The sequence below is a fragment of the Streptomyces sp. NPDC030165 genome, from assembly GCF_055573595.1.
Genome location: NZ_JBVIBD010000011.1, coordinates 143109 through 165963, shown reverse-complemented (window position 1 = coordinate 165963; position 22855 = coordinate 143109). Strand labels below are relative to the sequence as shown.

Here is a 22855-nt window from a genome sequence, read left to right as displayed (position 1 = left end):
GTGAGCGGGAGGTACCGGGTCCGGTGGGTGACGCGTGGCTGCGCGTCGCCCACCGGACGCGGTCGCGTCCGCTCGAATCCGGACACAGCGGGAGCATAAGTGCATTAAATAACCGTACGATATGTTTTGCGGGTGAACGACGACCTGAACGACCACCCGCCACCCTCCCCGGACGGCGACCTGGACGTGGACGCCTTCGCCACCGCGGTCGAACACTTCAACCGCTTCTACGTCCGGCTGCCCACGCCGGAGAAACTGTCCCTCACCACCCTGTCGGTGCTGGACACCCTCGCGTACGCCGAAGGGCCCATGCGGCTCACCGAACTGACCAGGACCGAGCAGGTCAGCCAGCCCGGCATCACCCAACTGGTCACCCGGCTGGAGCGCGACGGACTCGTCGAACGCCGCCCCGACCCCAGTGACGGGCGCGCCGTCCTGGTCCGCATCACCGAGGCGGGACGGCGGATCGGCCGCTCCCGCCACACGCACCGGACGCGCCACCTGGAACCGCTGGTGGCCCAGCTGACCTCCGGGCAGCGGCAGGCGCTCGCCGACGCGCTGCCCGCCCTGACCCGCCTCGCGGAACTCGGCCGGCACCGGCCGTGACGCCTCGGGCGCGCCATTGAAGCGCGCGCGGCCCCCGGTTACCGTCGAAGTCGTTCGTTCGAACGAACAAGTGCCGGTGAGGGGGAGCCATGGGCCTACGGGACGACGGCACCAGGGAGTACGAAGGGCTGGCCGAGCAGGCCGCCGCGCTGGCGGCGGGACAGGTGTCCTCGGCCGAGCTGGTACGGCGGTCGCTGGAGCGCATCGAGGCCACCCAGGGCACGGTCAACGCCTTCCGGCGGGTACGCGCCGCGGCCGCGCCCGCCGAAGCCGCCGCGGCCGACCGGCGCCTGGCCGCGGGCGAGCGGCTGCCGCTGCTCGGCGTGCCGGTCGCCGTCAAGGACGACACCGACGTGGCCGGCGAGCCCACCGCCTTCGGATGCGCCGGGGAGTTCCCGCCCAAGCGGACGGACGCCGAGGCCGTACGGCGGCTGCGCGCGGCCGGTGCGGTCGTCGTCGGCAAGACCAACGCCTGCGAGCTGGGACAGTGGCCGTTCACCGAGGGCCCCGCCTTCGGCGACACCCGCAACCCCTGGAACCCCGGCCACACGCCCGGCGGTTCGTCGGGCGGCTCGGCCGCCGCCGTCGCCGCCGGCCTGGTGCCGGCCGCCCTCGGCACGGACGGCGCCGGCTCGGTCCGCATCCCCGCCGCCTGGACCCACCTCGTCGGCATCAAACCCCAGCGCGGCCGCATCTCCACCTGGCCCGACGCGGAGGCGTTCCAAGGCATCACGGTGCTGGGCCCGCTGGCCCGTACGGTCCGCGACGCGGCGCTGCTGCTCGACGCCGCCGCCGGCAACCACGACGGCGACCTGCACCGGCCCCGCCCGGTCGCGGCACGCGCCGCGGCCGACCGCGACCCGGGACGGCTGCGGATCGCCCTCTCCTGGAAACCGGCCTTCACCGGTACGCCCAAACCCCTCCATCCGGAGGTACGGTCCGCCGTCACCGCCCTCGCCCGCACCCTCGCCGGCCTCGGCCACCACGTCGAGGAGGCCGAACCGGACTACCGGCTCATCGGCCTCGCTTTCGTGCCCCGGGCGACGGCCGGCGTACGGGAATGGGCGGCGCGGGCGCCCGACCGCGCGCTGCTGGACCGCCGTACGCGCGCTGCGGCCCGGCTGGGACGGCTGCTCGGCGGCCCCGTGCTGCGCCGGGCGCGGGCGGCGGAGCGGCGGCAACACGGGCGCGTGGGCGCGCTGTTCGGCTCGTACGACGTCGTCCTGACGCCGACCACGGCCGCTCCGCCGCCGCGCATCGGCACGCTCGCGCGGATGAACGGCTGGCAGACGGACCGGGCGATGATCGCCGCGTGCCCGTACGCCTGGCCGTGGAACGTCCTCGGGTGGCCGGGCATCAGCGTCCCCGCCGGTTTCACCACGGGCGGGCTCCCCTTGGGCGCCCAACTCCTGGGCCCCTCCCACTCGGAACCGCTGCTGATCTCGCTGGCGGCCCAGCTGGAGGCGGAGTCGCGGTGGTACGAGCGGTGGCCTGAGGCGGCGGGGGAGAGCGCGGCAGCGGGGACGGGTGACGGTGGCGGGCGGGAGCGGTCTTCGACTCGGGGGCGTGGGCGTGAGCGGGTCCGAAGTCTGCTGGTGGTGGCCGACCGGCTCCGGACGGCGGGCGGGCCCGGCCCGGCGGATGCGGTGGACCGGTGACGGCGCGGAGAGCGGGGCTGCGGCGCACGGGAGCCGGACCGGCGGGGGAGACGGGCACCGGCCCCGGCTCCCTACCGGATCAGGAGCGCGGCCCCCGGACCGTACCGCACCACGCGGGCGACACCCGGCGCTGCATCATCGGCGCCGTGCTGCGCATCATCGGGCAGGACGGCATCGCCGCCGTCACCAACCGGCGCATCGCGAAGGAGGCAGGTGTCTCGCTGGGATCGGTGACGTACCATTTCGCGACCCAGCACGACCTGCTGCGGGAGAGCCTGCTGCGGTTCGTCGCCGAGGAGACCCGGCGGTTCACCGAACTGGCCGAGGACAGCCGCCTCGACCGGATCGGCCTGCCCGAGGCCGCCGCGCTGGTCGGCCAGGTCGCGGGCGGTACGGAGTTCGACAGTGAGCACATCGCGCCGTTCGACCTGTACGTCCAGGCGGGCCGCGACGAGCGGCTGCGGACCGCCGCGGCCGAGTGCTTCGCCGCGTACGACCGGCTCGCCGCCCGCATCCTGACGGCGCTGGGAGTCGCCGACGCGGAGCGGCTGGCGGGCACCGTCGTCGCCCTGGTCCTGGGCCTGCAACTGCGGCGCCTGGCCACCGGTTCGACCGCCGAGGACCTGGTCGATGCCCTGCTGCTCCTGGCCAGGGGCGCGGAAGCGGCGGCTCCCGCTTCCTGAGAACCGTCCCTATGAGTACGCGTACTCATGACCACCCCGGCGGGGATGGCGCACAATCTGTCCCTGTCCACCGTGTCCGAGCCGTATCGGAGTGCCCTGTGAAACGTCCGGCCGCGGCAGTAGCAGCCGCCGCCGCGCTGCTGACGCTGACCGGTTGCGGCACCGAACACGTCACCGCCGCCGGTGCCGGAGCCGGTGACACGGCTCCTGCGGCGTCCCCGCCCAGGACACCGGACCCCGAGAAGCAGGCGAAGGCCGACCGCGCGCTGCACGACCGCCTGTTCCGCGATGTCGCCACCCGTTGTGCGGGCTCTCCCACCAGCCGTCCGGCGGGTGAGCCGTCGGGCGGCGCGTCCCTGGGCCCCGAGGCTTCGCGGTACGCGGACAACCACGCGTACAAGAGGACGGCGCCACTCACGCCGGACCGCCGCTGCCGGGGCGCCGCGCACGCCGGACGCGTCACCGAGGCCCTGAAGAAGGCCGGACCGGCCGGTGTACGGAACGAGGATGACCTCGCGGCGCTGCTCGCGCGGCTCGCCTACCCGAAGGACGGCACCGACGTGTACCGCTCGGGCGGCTCCCTCGGTTTCACGCTGAGCCTCCCGGCGGGGCCGTGCGTCACCGGCCGCCTGGGACCGCCCCTCGAAGTCGAGGCGCACGGCGCGTACATGGAGGGCGGCTGTGCGGAGCCCCGGGGCGGTCACTGAACCCGCCCGCGCGCCGTGCCCGCCGTTCGTGGCCGTGCGCGCTGTGCCTGTGAGACGCCGGCGACCGGCGTCTCACAGGCTCCCCTCCTCCCCCCGGTGCGTGAGCGCCTGACCCCCGTCCAAGCACTCACGGCACCGCCCCTCGTGGGGGTGGGTCTGTCGGCCCGCGCCGGGGAGGGCGCGGGCGTGTGGTCGAAAGTGTGCGGCTGCCGTGGGGCTCAGTGGCCCATGCCGGCGCCGCCGTCCACCGGGACGACGGCCCCGGTGATGTACGAGGCGCCGTCGCCGGCCAGCCAGCGCACCGCCGCGGCGATGTCCTCGGGGCGGGCCATCCTGCCGAGGGGGATCTGCTCGACCATGGCGTCCAGGCGTTCCCGGGGGAGCGCCGCGGTCATGTCGGTCCGGGTGAGGCCAGGGGCGACCACGTTGGCGGTGATGTTGCGCGAGCCCAGTTCGCGGGCGAGGGAGCGGGCCAGGCCGACCAGTCCGGCCTTGGCCGCCGCGTAGTTCGCCTGGCCGGCTTCGCCGCGCAGGCCGACGGTCGAACCGACGAAGATCATGCGGCCCTTGCGGGCGCGCAGCATGCCGCGGGTGGCGCGCTTGGCCAGCCGGTACGCGGCCGTGAGGTTGGTCGTCACGACGTCGTCGAAGTCGTCCTCGGACATCCGCATCAGCAGGGAGTCACGGGTGATGCCGGCGTTGGCCACCAGGACCTCGACCGGGCCGTGCGCCTCCTCGATCCGCCGGAACGCCGCTTCGACCTGCTCCGGGTCGGTGATGTCGCACTTCACGCCCAGGACGCCGGCGGGCGGCTCGCCCGAGCGGTACGTGACGGCGACCTTGTCCCCGTCGGCGGCCATGGCTTCCGCGATCGCCAGGCCGATACCCCGGTTGCCACCGGTGATGAAGACGCTGCGGCTCATGGGACCTCTCGGTTGCTGCTGGTGTCGCCCGGCTCCTGCCGGTGGCGCGGTCGCGGTGCGCCCGCGGGGCGGCTGTTCTCGCGCGGTCAGTCACTCTGACACAAACCGACTGACCGTTCTCCTGCGGTGCCGGTCACATGGGGTGACCGGTACCGGGAGTTCCGGTAGGCGGCGTGCCGGTCCGGAGAGGGAAATGAGGCGAGTGGGAGGGTTCGAGGTGGTTTCTGGAGGGAGTGGGACGGGGAGGGGTGGGTCCGGTGCGTAGCGGCAACGGGCTAAAGTCGGCCGTAACTTTTCGATCCCTTTACCGAATCGCGGGGAGTTTGGCGACGAATGTCCAGTAAGCACCGGCTCGGTGACTTCCTGCGCGACTGGCGCGGCCGCCGGGACCCCCATCAGGTGCCCGGTTTCACCGCCAGATTCGGCCACCGGGACCGGCGCGGCATCACCCAGGCAGAGATGGCGGCGCTCACCGGCGTCACCGAAGGGTGGTACCGCAGGCTGGAGTCCGGCCGGATCGAACGGCCGAAGAGCGAGTGGCTGGAGCGCATCGTGCGCATCCTCGACCTCGACGAGGCCCAGCGGCACACCCTCTTCGTCTACGCGCGGGGGCAGGTGCCGCCGCCGCTGTACCGCCCGGCCGGCTCCGTGGACCCGTCCACGTCCGCGCTCATCCAGGTACAGCCCTGGCCGGCGTACCTGTCCGACGCGGCGTGGGACGTGCTGCTGTACAACGCGGCCTGCGAGCAGGACTGGCCGTGGATGAAGCACGGCGTCAACGTCATGATCTGGGCGCTGACCTACCCCGAGGCCCGCCTCCAGCTGATCGACTGGGAGGAGTCCTGGGCCAAGCCGATGGCGTCCCAGCTGCGGCTGGCCGCCGCCGAGCAGCCGGAGAACCACCGGCTGGCGGAGGTCGTCGAGGAGATCAAGGAGCGCGACCGGGTCGCGGCCCGGCTGCTCACCGACGACCTCACCACCGTCACCCACCCCGACGGTGACCGGCGCTGGCTGTACCTGCCCGGCCACGGCGACGAGGAGTTCGAGGTGACCTTCCGCTGCTTCGCGCCGCTCAGCGACCGTACGCAGCGGTTCATGCTGGTGGTGCCGTGCGACTACGTGGCGGCGAGCTGAGCCATGCCCTCGACCAGCTCGAACGTGGTGGACGGGACGTTCTGCGCGCCTGCCTCCCGGTAGGCCGCGGCGACCGCGGTGAACAGCCGCTCGGGGTGCGCCAGGCCGCCGGCGTACTCCTTCTTGACCAGGTGGGCCGCCTCGGCCAGCTCCGTACCCCTGCGGGCGTGGGCGGTGGCCGTGTCGAAGATCCGGGACAGCCCGTCGCGGAAGGCCGTGACGCCCGCCCGGTCGGTGATCCGGCCGTGGCCGGGCACGAAGGTCGTGGCGCCGGTGGCCAGGAGCGTGTCGCAGGCGGTGACGCAGGACGAGAGCGAGCCCGACCAGACGATCATGTGGCCGCCGTTGAACAGGGCGTCACCGGTGAAGACCACCCCGTCCTCGGGGACGTGCAGGGCGACGTCGCCCGCGCTGTGCCCGGGGCCGAGGTCGAGCAGCCGTACCGCCGCGCGGCCGACGGTGAGGTCCAGGCTGCCGGTGAAGGTCCTGGTCGGCGGGGTGACGGTGATGCCGCCGAAGTCGAAGACGCCGAAGTGCTCGACGGCGTAGGCGGCGACCGGGGTGGACGGCTCGCCGCGGCTCAGGGCCGTCAGCATGTCCGGGGTCATCTCCTGGCACAGGTGCGCGGCGGACGCCTCGGACGTGATGATCTCCGCGTCCGCGACCAGCTCGTTGCCCCAGGTGTGGTCACCGTTCTGGTGGCTGTTGACCACGGTGGTCACCGTCGCGTCCGGTACGGCGGCGGCGATCGCGTCCAGCAGCTCCCGGGTGTGCCGCAACGTGAACTGAGTGTCCATCAGGAGCGCTTCGCCGTCGGACGCCACGAGCCCGCAGTTGCTGTAACCCCAGGCGGTGCTGTCGTGCGTCCAGGCCCAGGTGGCCGGGGACAGCGGGACGAGGCGGGGCGTGCTCAAGGAAGATCCATTCTCTCGTGGGGGCGCTACCGCCGGCGGCGCGGCGTACGGACCTGCGGTGCGCCCCGACCCGACGGAAGAGGACACCCCGGCTCCGCAAGGGGCCAATCTACTCACCGCTTGCCGGGAACACCCACTCAAGATGGCTGATTGCTCGCGTTACGGCTGATAGTGCCGCCCTGCGTCGGGCCCGGCCCGAGCGACGGTGATCAGTCTCACCCCTCCGCGCGCCCGGGAGCGGGCCGCCGTGGCGGAGCCCGGTCAGGTCATACGGAACCCGGCCGGCCCGCGCGCAGCCCGGTCAGATCACGCGGAAGAGGTCGGCGGCGGCGTGCACGTCGGTGAGGTCCTCGATGGAGCGCAGGTTGTCGCACAGGGCCTCCAGGACCGAGCCGGACTCGGCGGCAGCCGGGGCGCCGATGGCCACGCCGAAGACGCGGAAGCCCAGCCGGTGCTTGGCGTCGTTCCAGGCGCGCGTCCAGTCCTCGGTGACCTCGCACTCGTCGTCGGTGAGCAGCACGATGTCGCCGCGTTTGCGGGCAGCGTCGTCGAACTCCTCCTCCAGCAGTTCGCGCGCTGCCGACAGGGGCGTCTGGTAGCTGGTGCCGCCGCCGAGGAACGTTTCCGCGAACTCGATCACCTGCCCGATGCCGGCGGGCTCACCGGCCGGGAAGCGGAAAACCTTGATCTTGTCGGCGGCGGAGAACAGGATGCCGACGAAGTCGCGCCCGGCATGGCGCGCCTGGTCCAGCAGCGCCAGGGCGCACGCCTTGGCCCACGCCTCACGGGTGCCGCCGCCGGCCCCTTCCGCGTACATGGAGTGCGAGGTGTCGATGCACGCGATGATCGCGCCCTGGCCGGTGCTCTGCTCCCCCTGACTGTCGTAGAGCATCAGCTCCCCGGCGGCGTAGCGCGCGGCGAACACCGCCCGCAACTCGGGCAGACCGAGATTGGCCAGTTCGGACGGGATGATGCGGGAGAGATCGTCGCCGAGCGTGACGCCGACCAGCTCCCCGGCCGTGTTCTCGACCTTGCGGGCGCGCTCACCGCTCGCCATCTGCCGGAAGCGGCCGATCAGCTCAGCCCACCGGGCGAGACGGCCGGTACGCAGCCGCTCCGCGAGCTGCGCCCGCTGGTCGAACGGCAGCCGCTCCAGCTCGCCGGAACCGACTCCCCACGCCCGCATCAGCGCGGCCTCCTCCCGTACGGTCCCGGCGGCCTGCACCACCGCCTTCCGCGCGGCGGCACGGACACCGGGGGCCGCCGCCGCGAGGGCCTGCGCGGCGCCTCGGGCAGCCCGCTGACCAGCGGCCTGGGCCGCTTCGGCAGCCTGCACCGCCTGTTGCACGGCATCGGCGTCCGGGCCCGCTACGGTGCCGTCCTCGGTGGCCCCTCCGGCGGCCTGCTGAAGCGCCTCGGCCACCGCGGCCGCCGCGCCGTCGGCGTCCTGCCGGGCCTTCGTCGCCTGGTCGGCCTGTGCCTGGGCGGCCCGGGAACGGTCCAGCATCCGGCGCAGGGCCGCGGCCTGGGCGAGTACGGCCATGGCGGCGGCGTACGGGTCGCCGACCGTCTCCCGGTGCAGCTCGGCGAACTCAGGTGACTCCACCAGCGAGGCGATGACCTGGTGGTTGACCAGCCGGGACGGAGCCATCTCGGCGCGCTCACGCAACCGCGGGCCCACCTTGTAGGCGGCCAGGAACACGTCGGTCAGGAGGTCGGCGGCGCACGCGTAGTGCTCGCTCAGCTCCTCCGCCAGCTCGCGCAGCCCGGCCGACTGCTCGTAGGTGTCGCGCCACGTGAACCGGTCGAACCGGTCCGCGACCACGGCCGTGGTGTGCTGCTCGGCAGCCGCCGCGGCCCGGCCCAGCCACGCCCCGGCCCGGCTCGCCAGCCCGTCCAGCCTGCTCGGTGTCCCGCCCATGGTCCTGCCTCCTCAGAGCTGGGCCTGCACCATGCTCGCGTCCACGCCGAGGGCCTCGGTGAGGACGCGGGCGCGTACGGCGCGCTGGCGGCCGGCGACCCGGTCGATGGCGGCGGTGGAACGGCCGGCGCCCGCCGCCTCCTCACGCAGCTTCTCCAGCCGCTGGCCCGCCCTGGCGAGCTTGTTGTGGGCGTTCTTGATGACCCACTCGCTCAGCGCCTCGCGGGACTGCCCGGCCATCGCGTCGAGCTGGGCCTCCAGCTCCGCGAGGGCGTCGGCCAGGTCGAGGGCTTCCTTGGCGTCGGGGTTGACCAGTTGCAGTACCTCGCGCTCGACGGCCGGGCGCTCGGCGGGGGAGTCCCACAGCACGTGCGTCAGCACCGAGAGGTCCATCTCGCCGACCGCCGGGCGGCCGTCGAGGTACGCGGACGCCTGGAGCAGCCGCACCGCCTGCCGCCACCGGCGGTCGGAGGCGATCAGTTCCTTGCGGCGCAGGGCGGCCCGCAGCGTGCACACCGCGTCCACGATCGCGTCCGGTACCTCCACGGCCGGAACCCCTTCGGCCACGGAGTGCTGCAGCGCGGCCAGCTCGACGGTGGTCCGGACCGGTGCCGCCGGGCGGCTGACGGCGGAGCGGACCAGTGCGGCGAAGTTCGACGGGTCTTCCAGGTACCCGACCTCGATCCGCACCAGCAGCCGGTCGTAGATCGCGGCCGTATCCTCCCCGCCGGGCAGTTCGTTGCTCGCCGTGATGGCACCGATCAGAGGGCAGCGGACCGGCTCGCCGCCGCTTTCCGGGTGGTAGATCCGCTCGTTGAGATAGCCCAGCGTCTCGTTGAGCGCCGCCGTGGAGCACTTGAAGATCTCGTCGATGAACGCTACGTGCGCGGTCGTGGCGCGGCCGTCGTAGACCTGGCGGTACTCGCCCCGGGCCAGCGCGGCGACGTCGACGGGACCGAACATCCTCGTCGGCGCGGTGAATTTGGACAGCAGGATCTCCCAGTAGGCCGCCCCCTCGATCCGGCCCGTGAGTTCCCGCGCCATTTCGGACTTCGCCGTCCCGGGCGGCCCCAGCACCAGCGAATGCTGCCCGGCCAACAGTGTCACCACCAGCGTCCGTACCACGTCGGCCCGCTCGTAGAAGCGGTCCGACAGCTCGTCGCTGATCGCCCGTAGCCTGCCGGCCGTGTCCAGCACGTTCTCCGCACCCATCCCCAACTCCCTGCCCACGGCGCCTTGCCGGGCTCACGAGACGGCCCTTCCCCCGGAGCTACGCGAAGCGACAGGCATCTGGGGGCGACAGCGGTGACGCTGGGCTGTTCCCGGAAACGGACCTTTGCCCGAGCAAGATACGGACCTTTGCCCGAGCAGGACAACGCGGAGACCGAGGAGGCCTCCCGGGGCCTCGGCCGGCCCGCCTGTTTACTCCGCGTCCCGCGGTTCCAGGGGCTCGGTGGCCGGACCTTGCAGGACCGAGCCGTCCGGCGCGAAACGGGAGCCGTGGCAGGGGCACTCCCAGGCCTTCTCCGCCGTGTTGAAGGCGACCAGGCAGCCCAGGTGGGTGCAGCGCGCCGACACGGCGCGGGTGGTCCCGCCCTCGTCGCGGTAGACCGCGCAGCGGCCGCCCCGCACCCGTACGACCGCGCCGGTGCCGGGGGCGATGTCCGCCACCGAGTCCGCGTACGAGGTACGCAGCCGGTCGCCGACGAAGTGCCGGGCGACCTCCGCCTGGTGTTTGAGGAAGGCGGGGGCCTCCCGTACGGCGCTCCACAGCCGGCGCGGGTCGTAGAGCCCGGCCCACGGCGGCGGGTCCCCGGCGATCAGGCCGGTCAGCAGGCGTCCGGCGGCCACACCGCCGCTCAGGCCCCAGCCGCCGAACCCGGTGGCGACGTAGGTGTGCCGCGCGCCCGGGTGGAAGGGGCCGATCAGCGGGACGGTGTCGGTGGCGTCGTTGTCCTGGGTCGCCCACCGGTACGCCACCTCCGTGCCGGGGAAGTGCCGGTGCGTCCAGGCGGTCAGTGTCGCGAACTTCTCGCCGGCGTCGGCCGTGCCCGGCTTGAACGTCTCGCCCGTGACGATGAGCAGCCGCCGCCCGTCACCGTACGGCGCGGTGCGCACGGACCGCTTGCCCTCCTCCTGTGTGATGAACATGCCGCCCGGGTCCCGGTCGGCGTCGATCGGGGCGGCCACCACCACCTCCCGACGCGGCGACAGGCGGGTGAACAGCAGGGCACGGTCGAAGACCGGGTAGTGGGTGGCCACCACGACGTCCTGCGAGGTCACGGTGGGGCCCGACTCCGTCGTCACCCGGCAGGGGGACCCCTCGTGCAGGCCGGTGGCGCGGGTGCGCTCGTGAATGACGCCGCCACGGGAGCGGAAGTCCTCCGCCAGCGCGAGCAGGTACTTGCGCGGATGGAACTGGGCCTGGTCCTCGACCCGCACGGCGCCCGCCACCGGGAACGGCAGCCCGGTCTCGGTGACGAAGGAGGCCGTCAGCCCGGCCTCGCGGGCGGCCTCCGCCTCCGCGCGCAGCTGCCCGGTGCTCTCCGGGTCGCGTACGTAGGTGAACGCGGGACCGCGCTCCAGGTCGCAGTCGACGCCGAGGAGCCCGGCTGTCTCGACGACGTGCTCGACGGCGCCCTGCTGCGACCGCGCGTAGTCGCGGGCGCCCTCGGGCCCGCGGGTGCTGCGCAGCCGGTCGTAGACCAGGGTGTGGAGCGCGGAGAGCTTGGCGGTCGTGCTGCCCGTGACCCCGGCCGCGATCCGGTCCGCCTCCAGCAGCACGACCCGGCGGCCGGTCCTGGCCAGCTCCCAGGCCGTGCTCAGCCCGGCGACCCCGCCGCCGATCACCGTCACATCGGTCTCGGAGTCCTCGGTGAGCGGCGGGTAGGACGTGCTGCTCGTGGTGGCGATCCAGTACGACTCGGCCAGGCCGGACAGTCCCTCGTTGTCGGTCATGCGACACGGGTGCCCCGCCGGGCCCGCCCGAAGCGCGGCCCCGTCCCGGCTCCCCCGGACGGGCCTGCGGAAAGCTGGTGGGCAGTGGGTCCGCGCCGGGCGCCGACACCGGCCCGACACCCGCTCCGGGCTCGCCGCGGTCGCCGTACCGCAGCGTCTCAGCCAGGTCCGCGGACCTGGCCCGACCACCGACGACGGCGGGCGGCCGTACCGCCCCGAGCGGGAGGACCGTGAAAACCACCCGTAGCACGGCCGTAATCCAGGCCGAAACACGGCTGGTGTCGAATGCGGGTCGGGCGTGAGGTGGGGACGGGCGGGGCGTACGGGGCCGGGGGAGGGGAGAGGGGAACGTGGCAGGGGAACAACCGGGCACGCCGGTGGAGGAGTTCGCGCGGTTCCTGCGCGCACTGGTCCGGCAGCTCGACGAGACGGCCGGGTGGTACGGGGTCTTCGCCCTCCGCGACCCCGAAGGGCTGCGGGCCTGCCTGGACGGGCGGGACGTACCGCCCTGGGACGTGGTGGAGTCGCTGCTGCACGACCTCGCGGAACGGCGCGGTGAACACACCGTACGCACCGCCGGGCCACGGGCGCGCCGGCTTCACGAGGAGGCGGTTGCGGCGTACGACGCCCGGCCGGGCGCCCCCGCCCGCCTGGAGGACCGGCTGGACGTGATGCTGCGCGAACGGCAGTACGCGGCACTGCGCGGCCGGGAACTGCTCGCCGCGCTGAGGACGGCCGCCGGCGGCCCCGAAACGGAACGGCTGACCGGCGAACTGGCCTGGGCCCGTGACGACCATGTACGGTCCGGGGCCCGGGCGCGCGAACTCCAGGTCCGTATCGACGCGTTGGCCGAACGGGCGGCGGTCCACCGGTTCCCGGGCGATGTGGCCGGTCCCGCGACGGACGTGGGGGCGGCGGAGGGCGCGGGAGCGACGACATCGCCGGAGACCTGGCGGCCCAGGGGCGCCCGATTCGCCGGGCTGGAGGTCCCGGAGGAGAGCGGGTACGCCGACGGGAGCACCACAGGGAATCCCGCCGGGGAGCCCGCGGCGGCGTCCCGCCCGGCACCGCGCGGGGCGCGCTACGCGGGCCTGGGCGAGGACGGACCGGCCGATGGCCCCGGCGATGATGAGGGCGCTGACGCAGGCGATGGCGTACGGAGGGGCCGCCGCGGCGGATTCCGTACGTCCGGCGCCCCGGCTCTGCCGCACCGATCCCCACCGCATCACACACCCCGCACACCCCAGCCACCCCACGAGCCCGCCCCGCCCCCGGCTCCCTCCACCTCTCGCACCCCCGCCGGCCCCACCAGCGCCGCCCGCCTGGCCCGGTTGCGGGCGGCCGGGCGCGGTGGTGAGGCGCACGCCCTGCTGTGCGCCGCCGCGCATGCGCATCCAGCACAACTGCCCTTACTCATAGGTGAGTTGGAGAGTGCCGGGCTGGTGGCGGAAGTGCCGACACTGCTCTGGGAGGCGGCCTGCCTGCCGCCCGCCAGGCTCGCCGCTGCCGCCGACGCGCTCGCCGCCGCCGGGCGCACGTCCGAGAGCGCGCGCCTGCTGCGCCAAGGCGTCGCCCGCCCCGTGGCGGAAGTGGCGCACACGGCGCTGGCGCTGCTCGGCGCGGGCCGCCCGGTCCAGGCCCGCGAGCTGTTCGCGGCGCTGGTCCGGGCCCGCACGCCCGAGGAGGCGGTGGAGGCGACCGTGAGCGCACCGGACGAGCTGACCCCGCTGCTCCTGGACGCGGCCGCCGGTGTCTCGCCGCACCGCCACCGCGACATCACCCATGCCCTGCGCGCCGGCGGCGCGGGCGGCTGACCCGGCCCGGTCCGTCCCGCCGGGCGGCCCGCCGTCCGCCGCCCCTCCGAGTGACGGTCTTGCCTCGCCGCTGCACGAGGCTTACGGTCGCCTCCACACGCGTAGATCCGCATGGCCCGTGGCCGACGGCTCGACGAAGGAGCAGCTCATGGCCGATGTTGTCCGTAACGTCGTACGCGCCGCACTGGTTCAGGCGTCCTGGACCGGCGACACCGATTCGATGATCGCGAAGCACGAGGAACACGCCAGGGCGGCGGCCGAGCAGGGCGCGCAGGTGATCGGCTTCCAAGAGGTCTTCAACGCCCCGTACTTCTGCCAGGTCCAGGAGCCGGAGCACTACCGCTGGGCCGAGCCGGTGCCGGACGGACCCACCACGCGCCGGATGCAGGAACTGGCCCGGGAGACCGGCATGGTGATCGTGGTGCCGGTCTTCGAGGTCGAGCAGTCCGGCTTCTACTACAACACCGCCGCCGTCATCGACGCCGACGGCACCGTGCTCGGCACCTACCGCAAGCACCACATCCCGCAGGTCAAGGGCTTCTGGGAGAAGTACTACTTCAAGCCGGGCAACCTCGGCTGGCCGGTCTTCGACACCGCGGTGGGCCGGATCGGCGTCTACATCTGCTACGACCGCCACTTCCCCGAGGGCTGGCGCCAGCTGGGCCTGAACGGCGCCCAGCTCGTCTACAACCCCTCCGCCACCTCCCGCGGCCTGTCCGCCTACCTGTGGCAGCTGGAACAGCCCGCCGCCGCGGTGGCGAACGAGTACTTCGTCGCGGCGATCAACCGCGTCGGCGTGGAGGAGTACGGCGACAACGACTTCTACGGGACGAGCTACTTCGTGGACCCGCGCGGTCAGTTCGTCGGCGACGTCGCCAGCGACACCAAGGAGGAGCTGGTCGTCCGCGACCTGGACTTCGGCCTGATCGACGAGGTGCGGCAGCAGTGGGCCTTCTACCGGGACCGCCGCCCCGACGCGTACGAGGGCCTGGTCCGGCCGTGACGGCCCCGCACCCGCCCCGGAGCGGCTCCGGGACCGCGGCGGCCGCGGACCTGCGCGCCCGGCACCGCGCCGTCCTGCCCGACTGGCTCACGCTGCTGTACGAGCGGCCCGTCGAGCTGACGCACGGCGAGGGCCGCCACGTCTGGGACGCGGACGGCAACCGCTACCTGGACTTCTTCGGCGGCATCCTCACCACCATGACCGCCCACGCGCTGCCGGAGGTGACCAAGGCGGTCGCCGAGCAGGCCGGCCGCATCCTGCACACCTCGACCCTCTACCTCTCCCGCCCCATGGTGGACCTGGCGGAGCGGATCGCCGGGCTCTCCGGCATCCCCGACGCCCGGGTCTTCTTCACCACCTCCGGGACGGAGGCCAACGACACCGCGCTCCTGCTGGCGACGGCGTACCGGCGCTCGAACCAGATCCTGGCGATGCGCAACAGCTACCACGGCCGGTCCTTCTCGGCCGTCGGTATCACCGGCAACGCCGGCTGGTCGCCGACCGGCCTCTCACCGCTCCAGACGCTGTACGTGCACGGGGGCGTGCGCAGCCGCGGCCCGTTCGCCGGGCTGTCCGACGCCGCGTACATCGACGCCTGCGTCGCCGACCTGGAGGACATGCTCGGCCAGACGGCGAACGTCGCCGCGCTGATCGCCGAGCCGGTGCAGGGCGTCGGCGGCTTCACCGCGCCGCCCGACGGGCTCTACGCGGCCTTCCGCGAGGTGCTGGACCGGCACGGCATCCTGTGGATCTCCGACGAGGTGCAGACCGGCTGGGGCCGGACCGGCGACCACTTCTGGGGCTGGCAGGCGCACGCCGGCAACGGCCCGCCGGATCTGCTCACCTTCGCCAAGGGCATCGGCAACGGCATGTCCGTCGGCGGCGTCGTCGCCCGGGCGGAGGTGATGAACTGCCTCGGCGCGAACTCCATCTCCACCTTCGGCGGCAGCCCGGTCACCATGGCGGCGGCCCTGGCCAACCTCAACCACCTGCTCGAACACGACCTCCAGGGCAATGCCCGGCGCGTCGGCGGTCTGCTCATCGAGCGGCTGCGGGCGGCCGGGGAGGGGCTGGGGACCGTACGGGAGGTACGCGGACGCGGCCTGATGATCGGCGTCGAACTGGCCGACCCGGCCACCGGCGAACCGGCACCGAGGGCGGCGAACCTCGTCGTGGAGGCCGCCCGTGAGCGCGGTCTGCTCATCGGCAAGGGCGGTCCGACGGGCGCCGTCCTGCGGATCGCGCCCCCGCTGTCCTTGACCGCCGAGGAGGCGGCGGAAGGCGCCGGCATCCTCGCGGCGGCCCTGCGGGAGGCCGAGCGCGGGCTGCCGTCCGGCTGAAGGCTCCGGCCTGGGCGATTCCCGGTGCGCGACCTTCCGCGGGCGCTGCGGCGGCGGGGAGGAAGGCCGGGAAAACGTTCGGAGAACGGCAGGGAGAGGGGCGCGGAAGCCGGAGCAAAAAGACGCGAGCCGGAAACCTACCCGTTCGGGTGATGTTCCGGCTCGCGGCTTACGCGGTCCTGCCGTCGCGGCCGGCGGTCGGTCGGACCGTACGGCCGTACGCGGCGGTGTCGCGTCGGTGTCTGCGTCAGGCGAGAACGATGTTCTCCGCCTGCGGGCCCTTCTGGCCCTGCGTGACGTCGAAGCTGACCTTCTGGCCCTCGACGAGCTCGCGGAAGCCCTGAGCCTGGATGTTGGAGTAGTGGGCGAAGACGTCGGCGCCGCCGCCGTCCTGCTCGATGAAGCCGAAGCCCTTTTCGGAGTTGAACCACTTCACGGTGCCGGTTGCCATGTCTTTATCCTTCGATCGAGGCAGTTGAGGAATCCGCACTGCGCGGTTTCCAGGGTCGCCGCAATTGAGCCCATCCGGATGTGACCGGCAGAAACAAAATGCGCCCGACGGTCACATACCGTCAGGCGCACATAACGTTTATGGGTACCAAAACTGCAACTGATTTGACGGTAGCACGGAACCTGTCGCCGGGACAGTACCGACGGTGATCCCCGGGTGTCGCCGGCGCGGCGGCACCCGGGGAACCCGGGCCCGGGAAGCGGGGCCCAGGGGGCCCGTGACCGTCAGATCGTCGCGGTGTCGATCACGAAGCGGTAGCGGACGTCGCTGGCGAGCACCCGCTCGTACGCCTCGTTGATCCGGTCCGCGGTGATCACCTCGATCTCCGAGGTGATGCCGTGCTCACCGCAGAAGTCCAGCATCTCCTGGGTCTCCTGGAGGCCGCCGATCAGCGAGCCGGCGAACGACCGGCGGTTGCCGATCAGGGCGAACGGCTCGACCGGCAGCGGGTGCTCCGGCACGCCGAGCTGCACGAGGGTGCCGTCGGTGCGCAGCAGGCCCAGGTAGGCGTTGAGGTCCAGCTGCGCGGAGACGGTGTTGACGATCAGGTCGAAGCTGTCCGCGAGCTTCTCGAAGGTCGCCGGGTCGGACGTGGCGTAGTAGTGGTCCGCGCCGAGCCGCAGGCCGTCCTCCTGCTTGCGCAGCGACTGGCTCAGTACGGTGACCTCGGCACCCATCGCGTGGGCGATCTTGACGCCCATGTGGCCGAGGCCGCCCAGACCCACGACGGCGACCTTCTTGCCGGGGCCGGCCTTCCAGTGCGCCAGCGGCGAGTACAGCGTGATGCCGGCGCACAGCAGCGGCGCGGCGGCGTCCAGCGGCAGGCTGTCCGGAATGCGCAGCGCGTAGTTCTCGTCGATGACGAGGTGGGTGGAGTAACCGCCCTGGGTGGGCAGGCCGTCGCGGCCGACGGCGTTGTACGTGCCGACCTGGCCCAGCTCGCCGGTGCAGTACTGCTGGAGACCGGCCAGACAGTTCTCGCACTCGCGGCAGGAGTCGACGAAGCAGCCGACGCCGACCCGGTCGCCGACCGCGTACCGGGTCACCTCGGGGCCGACCTCGCTGACCACGCCCGCGATCTCGTGGCCGGGCACGACGGGGAAGTGCCCGCCGTCGCCCCACTCCGCCCGCACGGTGTGGATGTCGGAATGGCAGATGCCCGAGAACTTGATGTCGATGAGGATGTCGTGCGCGCCCAGCTCGCGGCGCTCGATGGTGGTGCGCTCCAGCGGAGCCTTCGGGGCGGGTGCTGCGTATGCGGGGACAGAGGTGCGGTTCATGCCCCCAGCCTGCACTTGCATGCTCGGGGCAACCAGTGCCCTGCTGAACCTACGCTCGGCGTTCCTACTACCGGCAGGACCACCCTGGCCGTACGGCGTCGAGCGCCCCTGGCCGTACGGCGGTGCGGCGCCCCCCGGCGTACCGCAGCGGCGCCCGGCCGCCCTCGGCGCCGCCGCCCGGGCGGCGCGCGTCATAATTCAGGGATGGACCAGCGCACCGAACTGAGCGAATTCCTCCGCTCCCGCCGCGCCAGGCTCCAGCCCGAGGACGTCGGCCTGGCCCCCCACGGCGGGCGGCGCAGGGTGCCCGGCCTGCGGCGGGAGGAACTGGCGCAGCTGGCGGGGGTCAGCGTGGCGTACTACATACGGCTCGAACAAGGGCGGGGGCAGAACGTCTCCGCGGCGGTGCTGGACTCGATCTCGGACGTGCTGCGGCTCACCCGGGCCGAGCGGTCCCACCTGTCCCACCTGGTCAGGCCGGCTTCCCGGCGCCGGCGCCCCGCTCCCCGGCCGCAGCGGATGCGTCCTGCCGTCCAGGACCTGATCGACGCGATGGACGGTGTCCCCGCGTACGTGGTCGGCCGGCGGCTGGACATCCTCGGCTGGAACCGGCTCGCCCGCGCGCTCCTCGGGGACTTCGCCGCGATGCATCCGGACGAGCGCAACATGGCCTGGCAGCTCTTCCGCGCCCCGGCGACGCGCGAGCTGTACGCCGACTGGGAGGAGAAGGCGTCGCACGTCGTCGCCCAGCTGCGGCGTGACGTCGGCCGGTTCCCGGGCGACCCGAAGCTGTGCGCGCTGATCGGTGAGCTGTCCGCGGAGAGCGCCGATTTCCGGCGGATCTGGGCGGCGCACGACGTCCAGGACAAGGGCTTCGGCCGGAAGCGGCTGACACACCCGGTGGTGGGGCCGCTGTCGCTCGCGTACGAGACGCTCGCCCTGCCGGCCGACCCGGACCAGCAGCTGGTCACGTACCACGCCGAGCCCGGATCGGCCTCGGCACGGGCGCTCCGCCGCCTGGCGGAACAGGCGGCGGAACAGGCGGCGGAGCCGGCGGCCCGCCTCGCGGAAGAGCCGGATGCCCGCCCCGCGGAGCACTCGGCGGAACGGACGTCCGCGATGCCGTGAAACGGCGACGCGGTCTGTTGTACGGGCGCCCGGCTGGGTACCGTACGACTGGGCCCCGCTGTGAGCATTCCGGCGGGGCCCGCCAAGCGCCGGACGCCCGGTGTCCGCTGTCCGTGACGTTCCGACGGGTGTCCTTGTTCCATCCGCCCCACGTCGAGTCTTTACTTCTCCATTACCTCTACAGTGCTGTAGATTTACGGTTCCCGGCCGGTGGCGGCGGCCGCCGCCCTGCCCAAGGCACGCCATCCCGACGCAGGAGTGACAGCACATGACCGTGAACCTGGACAAGGGTCAGAAGATCAGTCTGAGCAAGTCCGGCGGAGGCGAGCTCAGCGTCGTACGGATGGGACTCGGCTGGCAGGCCGCCGCCCGCAAGGGCTTCCTCGCCAAGCTGATGGCCCGCGAGATCGACCTGGACGCCTCGGCCGTGCTCTTCGCCGGCCAGGAGCCCGTCGACGTCGTCTTCTTCCAGCACCTGGTCAGCGACGACGGCTCCGTACGCCACACCGGTGACAACCTGGTGGGCGGCGCGGGGCAGGGCGGCGACGACGAGGCGATCCTCGTCGACCTCCAGCGGGTGCCCGCCCGTGTCGACCAGATCGTCTTCACGGTGAACTCCTTCACCGGACAGACCTTCGCCGAGGTGCAGAACGCGTTCTGCCGCCTGGTCGACGAGACCAACGGCCAGGAGCTGGCCCGCTACACCCTGACCGGCGGCGGCTCGTACACCGCGCAGATCATGGCCAAGGTCCGCCGCTCCGGCGGCGGCTGGGAGATGGCCGCCATCGGCGAGCCCGCGAACGGCCGCACCTTCCAGGACCTGATGCCGGCCATCGCCTCGCATCTGTAAGGACCGGTGAGGGCATACGGAAGGGCGCGCCGCGCGGGCGCGCCCTTCCGTATGCCGCCGGCCGGTGTCCCGCCGGTCAGCCGACGTTGACGCCGTAGTCCTTGGCGATTCCGGCCAGCCCCGACGCGTACCCCTGGCCGATGGCCCGGAACTTCCACTCGCCGCCGCGCCGGTAGAGAGCGCCGAAGACCATCGCCGTCTCGCCCGCGGCGTCGTACGACAGCTCGTAGCGGCACATCTCGCGGCCCGTCAGGTTGTCGACGACGCGGATGTACGCGTCCTGGACCTGGCCGAAGCTCTGGCCGCGCTGTTCGGCGTCGTGGATGGAGACGGTGAAGACGACCTGGCCGGTCTGCTCGCCGAGGCGGTCCAGGTCGACGAGGAGCTGCTCGTCGTCGCCGTCGCCCTCGCCGGTGAGGTTGTCGCCGGTGTGCCGGACCGCGCCGTCCGGGCTGGTGAGGTTGTTGTAGAAGACGAAGTGCGCGTCGGACAGGACGCGTTGGTCGGTGCCGCAGACGACCGCCGAGGCGTCCAGGTCGAAGTCGGCGCCGGCGCTGGGCCGGGCGTCCCAGCCCAGGCCGACGGTGACGTCCGCGAGGGGAGTGCCGTCCTGGTTGAGGACGACGTTCTGGCCCTTGCTGAGGCTGACGCCCATGGTGCTGTGTCTCCTGTTGCGTGTGCGTGCGGTCCGGTGTGTCGCGTTTCCCCCACCGGGGAACGCGGCGGAGCACAGCAGGGTTCCCGAGTTGCGCAATCAATGAAATAAGAGCGGCGGCAGCGCCCGGCAGCCCACCAGTTCCCCCTGAACCGCGGTCATGGTGTTGCCACGGTGGGTGACATGCTTCTACGGTCTGCTGCACGGCCGCGCTCTACGGGTGTAGACCGGCCATGACGCGGCGTCACCCGGTGCGGGCCGCCCGGACGGCAGAGCGCGCCGGGCCGTGTCCCTTCCGGCGCCGCCGAGCACCACTGGTGTGTGGAAGGGAGAGCCGGAAGCATGACCCGTACAGTCATCCGCGGCGGCCTGGTCGTCACCGCCGCCGATGAGATCCATGCCGATGTCCTGGTCGAGGACGGCAGGATCGCCGCCCTCGCCGCGCACGGCACGACCACCGCCGAGAGCTGGGCCGAGGGCGCCGACCGCACCATCGACGCCACCGGGAAGTACGTCATCCCGGGCGGCGTGGACGCCCACACCCACATGGACTTCCCGTTCGGCGGGACGTTCTCCTCCGACACCTTCGAGACCGGCACCCGGGCCGCGGCCTGGGGCGGTACGACCACGATCGTGGACTTCGCCGTCCAGACGCGCGGCCAGGCGCTGCGCGAGGGCCTGGACACCTGGCACGCCAAGGCCGACGCCCAGTGCGCCGTGGACTACGCCTTCCACATGATCCTCTCCGACGTGGACGAGCACTCGCTCAAGGAGCTGGACCTGCTGGTCGAGGAGGGCGTGACCTCCTTCAAACTGTTCACCGCCTACCCCGGCGTCTTCTACAGCGACGACGGCCAGATCCTGCGCGCCATGCAGCGTTCGGCGGGCAACGGCGGACTCGTCATGATGCACGCCGAGAACGGCATCGCCATCGACGTCCTGGTCGAACAGGCTCTGGCCGAGGGCCGGACCGACCCGCGCTACCACGGCGAGGTGCGCAGGGAACTGCTGGAGGCCGAGGCCACCCACCGTACGATCCAGCTCGCCCGGGTCGCCGGCGCGCCGCTGTACGTCGTGCACGTCTCGGCCGAGGAAGCCGTCGCCGAGCTGGCGCAGGCCCGCGACAAGGGCCTGAACGTGTTCGGCGAGACCTGCCCGCAGTACCTCTTCCTGTCCACCGACAACCTGGCCGAGCCGGACTTCGAGGGCGCCAAGTACGTGTGCAGCACACCGCTGCGGCCGAAGGAGCACCAGGCGGCGCTCTGGCGCGGGCTGCGCACCAACGACCTCCAGGTGGTCTCCACCGACCACTGCCCGTTCTGCTTCAAGGGCCAGAAGGAGCTGGGCCGCGGCGACTTCTCCAAGATCCCCAACGGGATGCCGGGCGTCGAACACCGCATGGACCTGCTCCACCAGGGCGTCGTGGACGGGCACATCAGCCGCCGCCGCTGGATCGAGATCGCCTGCGCCACCCCGGCCCGGATGTTCGGCCTCTACCCGAAGAAGGGCACCATCGCGCCCGGCTCGGACGCGGACATCGTCCTCTACGACCCGGCCGCCGAGCAGGTCATCTCGGCCGCCACCCACCACATGAACGTCGACTACTCGGCGTACGAGGGGCGCACCGTCACCGGCCGCGTGGAGACCGTCCTCTCGCGCGGCGAGACCGTCATCGACGAGCGGCGTTACACCGGGCGCGCGGGCCACGGCCAGTACACCCCGCGCGGCACCTGCCAGTACCTGAACTGAGGAGGCCGAGATGGACTTCGGAGTCGTCCTGCAGACCGACCCGCCCGCATCCGACGTCGTCGCCACCATGCGCCGCGCCGAGCAGCAAGGCTTCCGCTACGGCTGGACCTTCGACTCCTCCGTACTGTGGCAGGAGCCGTTCGTCATCTACAGCCGCATCCTCGAACACACCGAACGCCTGATCGTCGGCCCGATGGTCACCAACCCCTCCACCCGCACCCCGGAGGTCACCGCCTCCACCTTCGCCACCCTCAACGACATGTACGGCAACCGCACCGTCTGCGGCATCGGACGCGGCGACTCGGCGATGCGGGTGGCCGGCCGCGCCCCCAACACCCTCGCCCGCCTCGGCGACTCGATCCGGATCATCCGCGACCTCGCGGAGGGCCGGGAGGCCGACGTGGGCGGCCACGCACTGCGCATCCCGTGGGTGCGCGACGGGCGGCTGCCGGTGTGGATGGCCGCGTACGGGCCCAAGGCCCTGAAGATGACCGGGGAGCTGGCGGACGGCTTCATCCTCCAGCTCGCCGACCCGTTCCTGACCGAATGGATGGTCAAGGCGGTCCGGGACGCCGCCGCGGCGGCCGGCCGCGACCCGTCGGACGTGAAGATCTGCGTCGCCGCGCCCGCGTACGTCGGAGACGACCTCGCGCACGCGCGCGAGCAGTGCCGCTGGTTCGGCGGCATGGTCGGCAACCACGTCGCGGACCTGGTCAGCCGCTACGGCGAGCACTCCGGCATGGTGCCAGAGGCGCTCACCGCGTACATCAAGGAGCGCGCGGGGTACGACTACGCCCACCACGGGCGTTCGGGCAACCCGGACACCGCCTTCGTGCCGGACGAGATCGTGGACCGCTTCTGCCTGCTCGGGCCGCCCGAGGCACAGATGGAGAAGCTGCGCCGGCTGCGGGAGCTGGGCGTGGACCAGTTCGCGCTGTACGCGATGCACGACGCGAAGGACGCCACGATCGACGCGTACGGCGAACGGATCATTCCGCAACTGGCGGGCTGACCGCCCGCA

Annotated in this window: 20 protein-coding genes; 12 read left to right on the top strand and 8 right to left on the bottom strand. The window is 72.7% G+C overall.

Features of this window, described 5'->3' with window-relative positions:
* The first annotated feature begins 132 nt into the window (after positions 1 to 132).
* The 4 genes from ACZ4Z1_RS22145 (at position 133) to ACZ4Z1_RS22130 (ending at position 3654) form a co-directional block, all read left to right on the top strand.
* Positions 133 to 606 (top strand): MarR family winged helix-turn-helix transcriptional regulator, encoded by a 474-nt coding sequence (locus ACZ4Z1_RS22145; protein ID WP_468488313.1) that lies wholly within the window; start codon positions 133 to 135, stop codon positions 604 to 606.
* Between the two features lie 89 nt (positions 607 to 695).
* Positions 696 to 2264 carry an amidase gene (locus tag ACZ4Z1_RS22140; RefSeq protein WP_468488312.1) on the top strand — a complete coding sequence of 523 codons (1569 nt, stop codon included), beginning with the start codon at positions 696 to 698 and terminating at the stop codon, positions 2262 to 2264.
* 134 nt (positions 2265 to 2398) lie between these two features.
* Positions 2399 to 2947, top strand: a complete 549-nt coding sequence (locus ACZ4Z1_RS22135) for a TetR/AcrR family transcriptional regulator (protein WP_468488446.1) — start codon at positions 2399 to 2401, stop codon at positions 2945 to 2947.
* 98 nt (positions 2948 to 3045) lie between these two features.
* Positions 3046 to 3654 (top strand): hypothetical protein, encoded by a 609-nt coding sequence (locus tag ACZ4Z1_RS22130; protein ID WP_468488311.1) that lies wholly within the window; start codon positions 3046 to 3048, stop codon positions 3652 to 3654.
* A 218-nt stretch (positions 3655 to 3872) separates the two neighbouring features.
* Here the strand turns inward: ACZ4Z1_RS22130 and ACZ4Z1_RS22125 are convergent, their stop codons facing one another.
* Positions 3873 to 4577, bottom strand: coding sequence for a beta-ketoacyl-ACP reductase (locus ACZ4Z1_RS22125; RefSeq protein WP_468488310.1), 705 nt, complete (start codon positions 4575 to 4577; stop codon positions 3873 to 3875).
* A 333-nt stretch (positions 4578 to 4910) separates the two neighbouring features.
* Between ACZ4Z1_RS22125 and ACZ4Z1_RS22120 the strand changes: the two genes are divergently transcribed.
* Positions 4911 to 5711, top strand: a complete 801-nt coding sequence (locus ACZ4Z1_RS22120) for an MmyB family transcriptional regulator (protein WP_468488309.1) — start codon at positions 4911 to 4913, stop codon at positions 5709 to 5711.
* Here ACZ4Z1_RS22120 and ACZ4Z1_RS22115 read toward each other — a convergent pair.
* From ACZ4Z1_RS22115 to ACZ4Z1_RS22100, 4 genes are all read right to left on the bottom strand, one after another.
* A complete protein-coding gene (locus ACZ4Z1_RS22115; RefSeq protein WP_468488308.1) occupies positions 5693 to 6625 on the bottom strand; it encodes an MBL fold metallo-hydrolase in 933 nt (310 codons plus the stop codon). The genes ACZ4Z1_RS22120 and ACZ4Z1_RS22115 overlap by 19 nt on opposite strands.
* A gap of 301 nt (positions 6626 to 6926) precedes the next feature.
* Positions 6927 to 8546 (bottom strand): VWA domain-containing protein, encoded by a 1620-nt coding sequence (locus tag ACZ4Z1_RS22110; RefSeq protein ID WP_468488307.1) that lies wholly within the window; start codon positions 8544 to 8546, stop codon positions 6927 to 6929.
* A 12-nt stretch (positions 8547 to 8558) separates the two neighbouring features.
* Positions 8559 to 9758: an AAA family ATPase gene (locus ACZ4Z1_RS22105; protein ID WP_468488306.1), complete on the bottom strand. Its 1200-nt coding sequence runs from the start codon at positions 9756 to 9758 to the stop codon at positions 8559 to 8561.
* A 210-nt stretch (positions 9759 to 9968) separates the two neighbouring features.
* Positions 9969 to 11504, bottom strand: a complete 1536-nt coding sequence (locus tag ACZ4Z1_RS22100; protein WP_468488305.1) for an FAD-dependent oxidoreductase — start codon at positions 11502 to 11504, stop codon at positions 9969 to 9971.
* Positions 11505 to 11854: 350 nt separating this feature from the next.
* Between ACZ4Z1_RS22100 and ACZ4Z1_RS22095 the strand changes: the two genes are divergently transcribed.
* The 3 genes from ACZ4Z1_RS22095 to ACZ4Z1_RS22085 all read left to right on the top strand — a co-directional run bounded on the left by ACZ4Z1_RS22095 (position 11855) and on the right by ACZ4Z1_RS22085 (position 15661).
* Complete coding sequence (locus tag ACZ4Z1_RS22095; RefSeq protein WP_468488304.1) at positions 11855 to 13318, top strand: hypothetical protein; 1464 nt, start codon at positions 11855 to 11857, stop codon at positions 13316 to 13318.
* Positions 13319 to 13466: 148 nt separating this feature from the next.
* On the top strand, positions 13467 to 14321 hold the full coding sequence (locus tag ACZ4Z1_RS22090) for a nitrilase-related carbon-nitrogen hydrolase (RefSeq protein ID WP_468488303.1): 855 nt from the start codon (positions 13467 to 13469) through the stop codon (positions 14319 to 14321).
* A complete protein-coding gene (locus ACZ4Z1_RS22085) occupies positions 14318 to 15661 on the top strand; it encodes an aspartate aminotransferase family protein (protein WP_468488302.1) in 1344 nt (447 codons plus the stop codon). The genes ACZ4Z1_RS22090 and ACZ4Z1_RS22085 overlap by 4 nt, the downstream gene beginning before the upstream one ends.
* Positions 15662 to 15908: 247 nt before the next feature.
* On the opposite strand, the gene ACZ4Z1_RS22080 is transcribed toward ACZ4Z1_RS22085, so the two are convergent.
* Positions 15909 to 16112, bottom strand: coding sequence for a cold-shock protein (locus ACZ4Z1_RS22080; protein WP_030020385.1), 204 nt, complete (start codon positions 16110 to 16112; stop codon positions 15909 to 15911).
* A 284-nt stretch (positions 16113 to 16396) separates the two neighbouring features.
* Complete coding sequence (locus ACZ4Z1_RS22075) at positions 16397 to 17452, bottom strand: NAD(P)-dependent alcohol dehydrogenase (protein WP_468488301.1); 1056 nt, start codon at positions 17450 to 17452, stop codon at positions 16397 to 16399.
* Between the two features lie 204 nt (positions 17453 to 17656).
* Between ACZ4Z1_RS22075 and ACZ4Z1_RS22070 the strand changes: the two genes are divergently transcribed.
* Both ACZ4Z1_RS22070 and ACZ4Z1_RS22065 read left to right on the top strand, forming a co-directional pair.
* Positions 17657 to 18580 carry a helix-turn-helix domain-containing protein gene (locus ACZ4Z1_RS22070; protein ID WP_468488300.1) on the top strand — a complete coding sequence of 308 codons (924 nt, stop codon included), beginning with the start codon at positions 17657 to 17659 and terminating at the stop codon, positions 18578 to 18580.
* Positions 18581 to 18848: 268 nt separating this feature from the next.
* Positions 18849 to 19430: a TerD family protein gene (locus ACZ4Z1_RS22065; RefSeq protein WP_468488299.1), complete on the top strand. Its 582-nt coding sequence runs from the start codon at positions 18849 to 18851 to the stop codon at positions 19428 to 19430.
* Between the two features lie 76 nt (positions 19431 to 19506).
* Here the strand turns inward: ACZ4Z1_RS22065 and ACZ4Z1_RS22060 are convergent, their stop codons facing one another.
* Positions 19507 to 20085: a TerD family protein gene (locus tag ACZ4Z1_RS22060; RefSeq protein WP_468488298.1), complete on the bottom strand. Its 579-nt coding sequence runs from the start codon at positions 20083 to 20085 to the stop codon at positions 19507 to 19509.
* Positions 20086 to 20427: 342 nt separating this feature from the next.
* Between ACZ4Z1_RS22060 and hydA the strand changes: the two genes are divergently transcribed.
* Positions 20428 to 21834, top strand: coding sequence for a dihydropyrimidinase (hydA, locus tag ACZ4Z1_RS22055; protein WP_468488297.1), 1407 nt, complete (start codon positions 20428 to 20430; stop codon positions 21832 to 21834).
* Positions 21835 to 21844: 10 nt separating this feature from the next.
* Entirely contained in the window at positions 21845 to 22846 is a 1002-nt protein-coding gene (locus ACZ4Z1_RS22050) for a TIGR03842 family LLM class F420-dependent oxidoreductase (protein ID WP_468488296.1), read from the top strand.
* The last annotated feature ends 9 nt before the right edge of the window (positions 22847 to 22855 follow it).

Coding starts and splice junctions, on each gene's coding strand:
- ACZ4Z1_RS22140 (WP_468488312.1), top strand. CDS start 696: ATGGGCCTACGGGACGACGGCACCAGGGAGTACGAAGGGCTGGCCGAG.
- ACZ4Z1_RS22125 (WP_468488310.1), bottom strand. CDS start 4,577: ATGAGCCGCAGCGTCTTCATCACCGGTGGCAACCGGGGTATCGGCCTG.
- ACZ4Z1_RS22120 (WP_468488309.1), top strand. CDS start 4,911: ATGTCCAGTAAGCACCGGCTCGGTGACTTCCTGCGCGACTGGCGCGGC.
- ACZ4Z1_RS22110 (WP_468488307.1), bottom strand. CDS start 8,546: ATGGGCGGGACACCGAGCAGGCTGGACGGGCTGGCGAGCCGGGCCGGG.
- ACZ4Z1_RS22105 (WP_468488306.1), bottom strand. CDS start 9,758: ATGGGTGCGGAGAACGTGCTGGACACGGCCGGCAGGCTACGGGCGATC.
- ACZ4Z1_RS22100 (WP_468488305.1), bottom strand. CDS start 11,504: ATGACCGACAACGAGGGACTGTCCGGCCTGGCCGAGTCGTACTGGATC.
- ACZ4Z1_RS22090 (WP_468488303.1), top strand. CDS start 13,467: ATGGCCGATGTTGTCCGTAACGTCGTACGCGCCGCACTGGTTCAGGCG.
- ACZ4Z1_RS22080 (WP_030020385.1), bottom strand. CDS start 16,112: ATGGCAACCGGCACCGTGAAGTGGTTCAACTCCGAAAAGGGCTTCGGC.
- ACZ4Z1_RS22075 (WP_468488301.1), bottom strand. CDS start 17,452: ATGAACCGCACCTCTGTCCCCGCATACGCAGCACCCGCCCCGAAGGCT.
- ACZ4Z1_RS22070 (WP_468488300.1), top strand. CDS start 17,657: ATGGACCAGCGCACCGAACTGAGCGAATTCCTCCGCTCCCGCCGCGCC.
- ACZ4Z1_RS22065 (WP_468488299.1), top strand. CDS start 18,849: ATGACCGTGAACCTGGACAAGGGTCAGAAGATCAGTCTGAGCAAGTCC.
- ACZ4Z1_RS22060 (WP_468488298.1), bottom strand. CDS start 20,085: ATGGGCGTCAGCCTCAGCAAGGGCCAGAACGTCGTCCTCAACCAGGAC.
- hydA (WP_468488297.1), top strand. CDS start 20,428: ATGACCCGTACAGTCATCCGCGGCGGCCTGGTCGTCACCGCCGCCGAT.
- ACZ4Z1_RS22050 (WP_468488296.1), top strand. CDS start 21,845: ATGGACTTCGGAGTCGTCCTGCAGACCGACCCGCCCGCATCCGACGTC.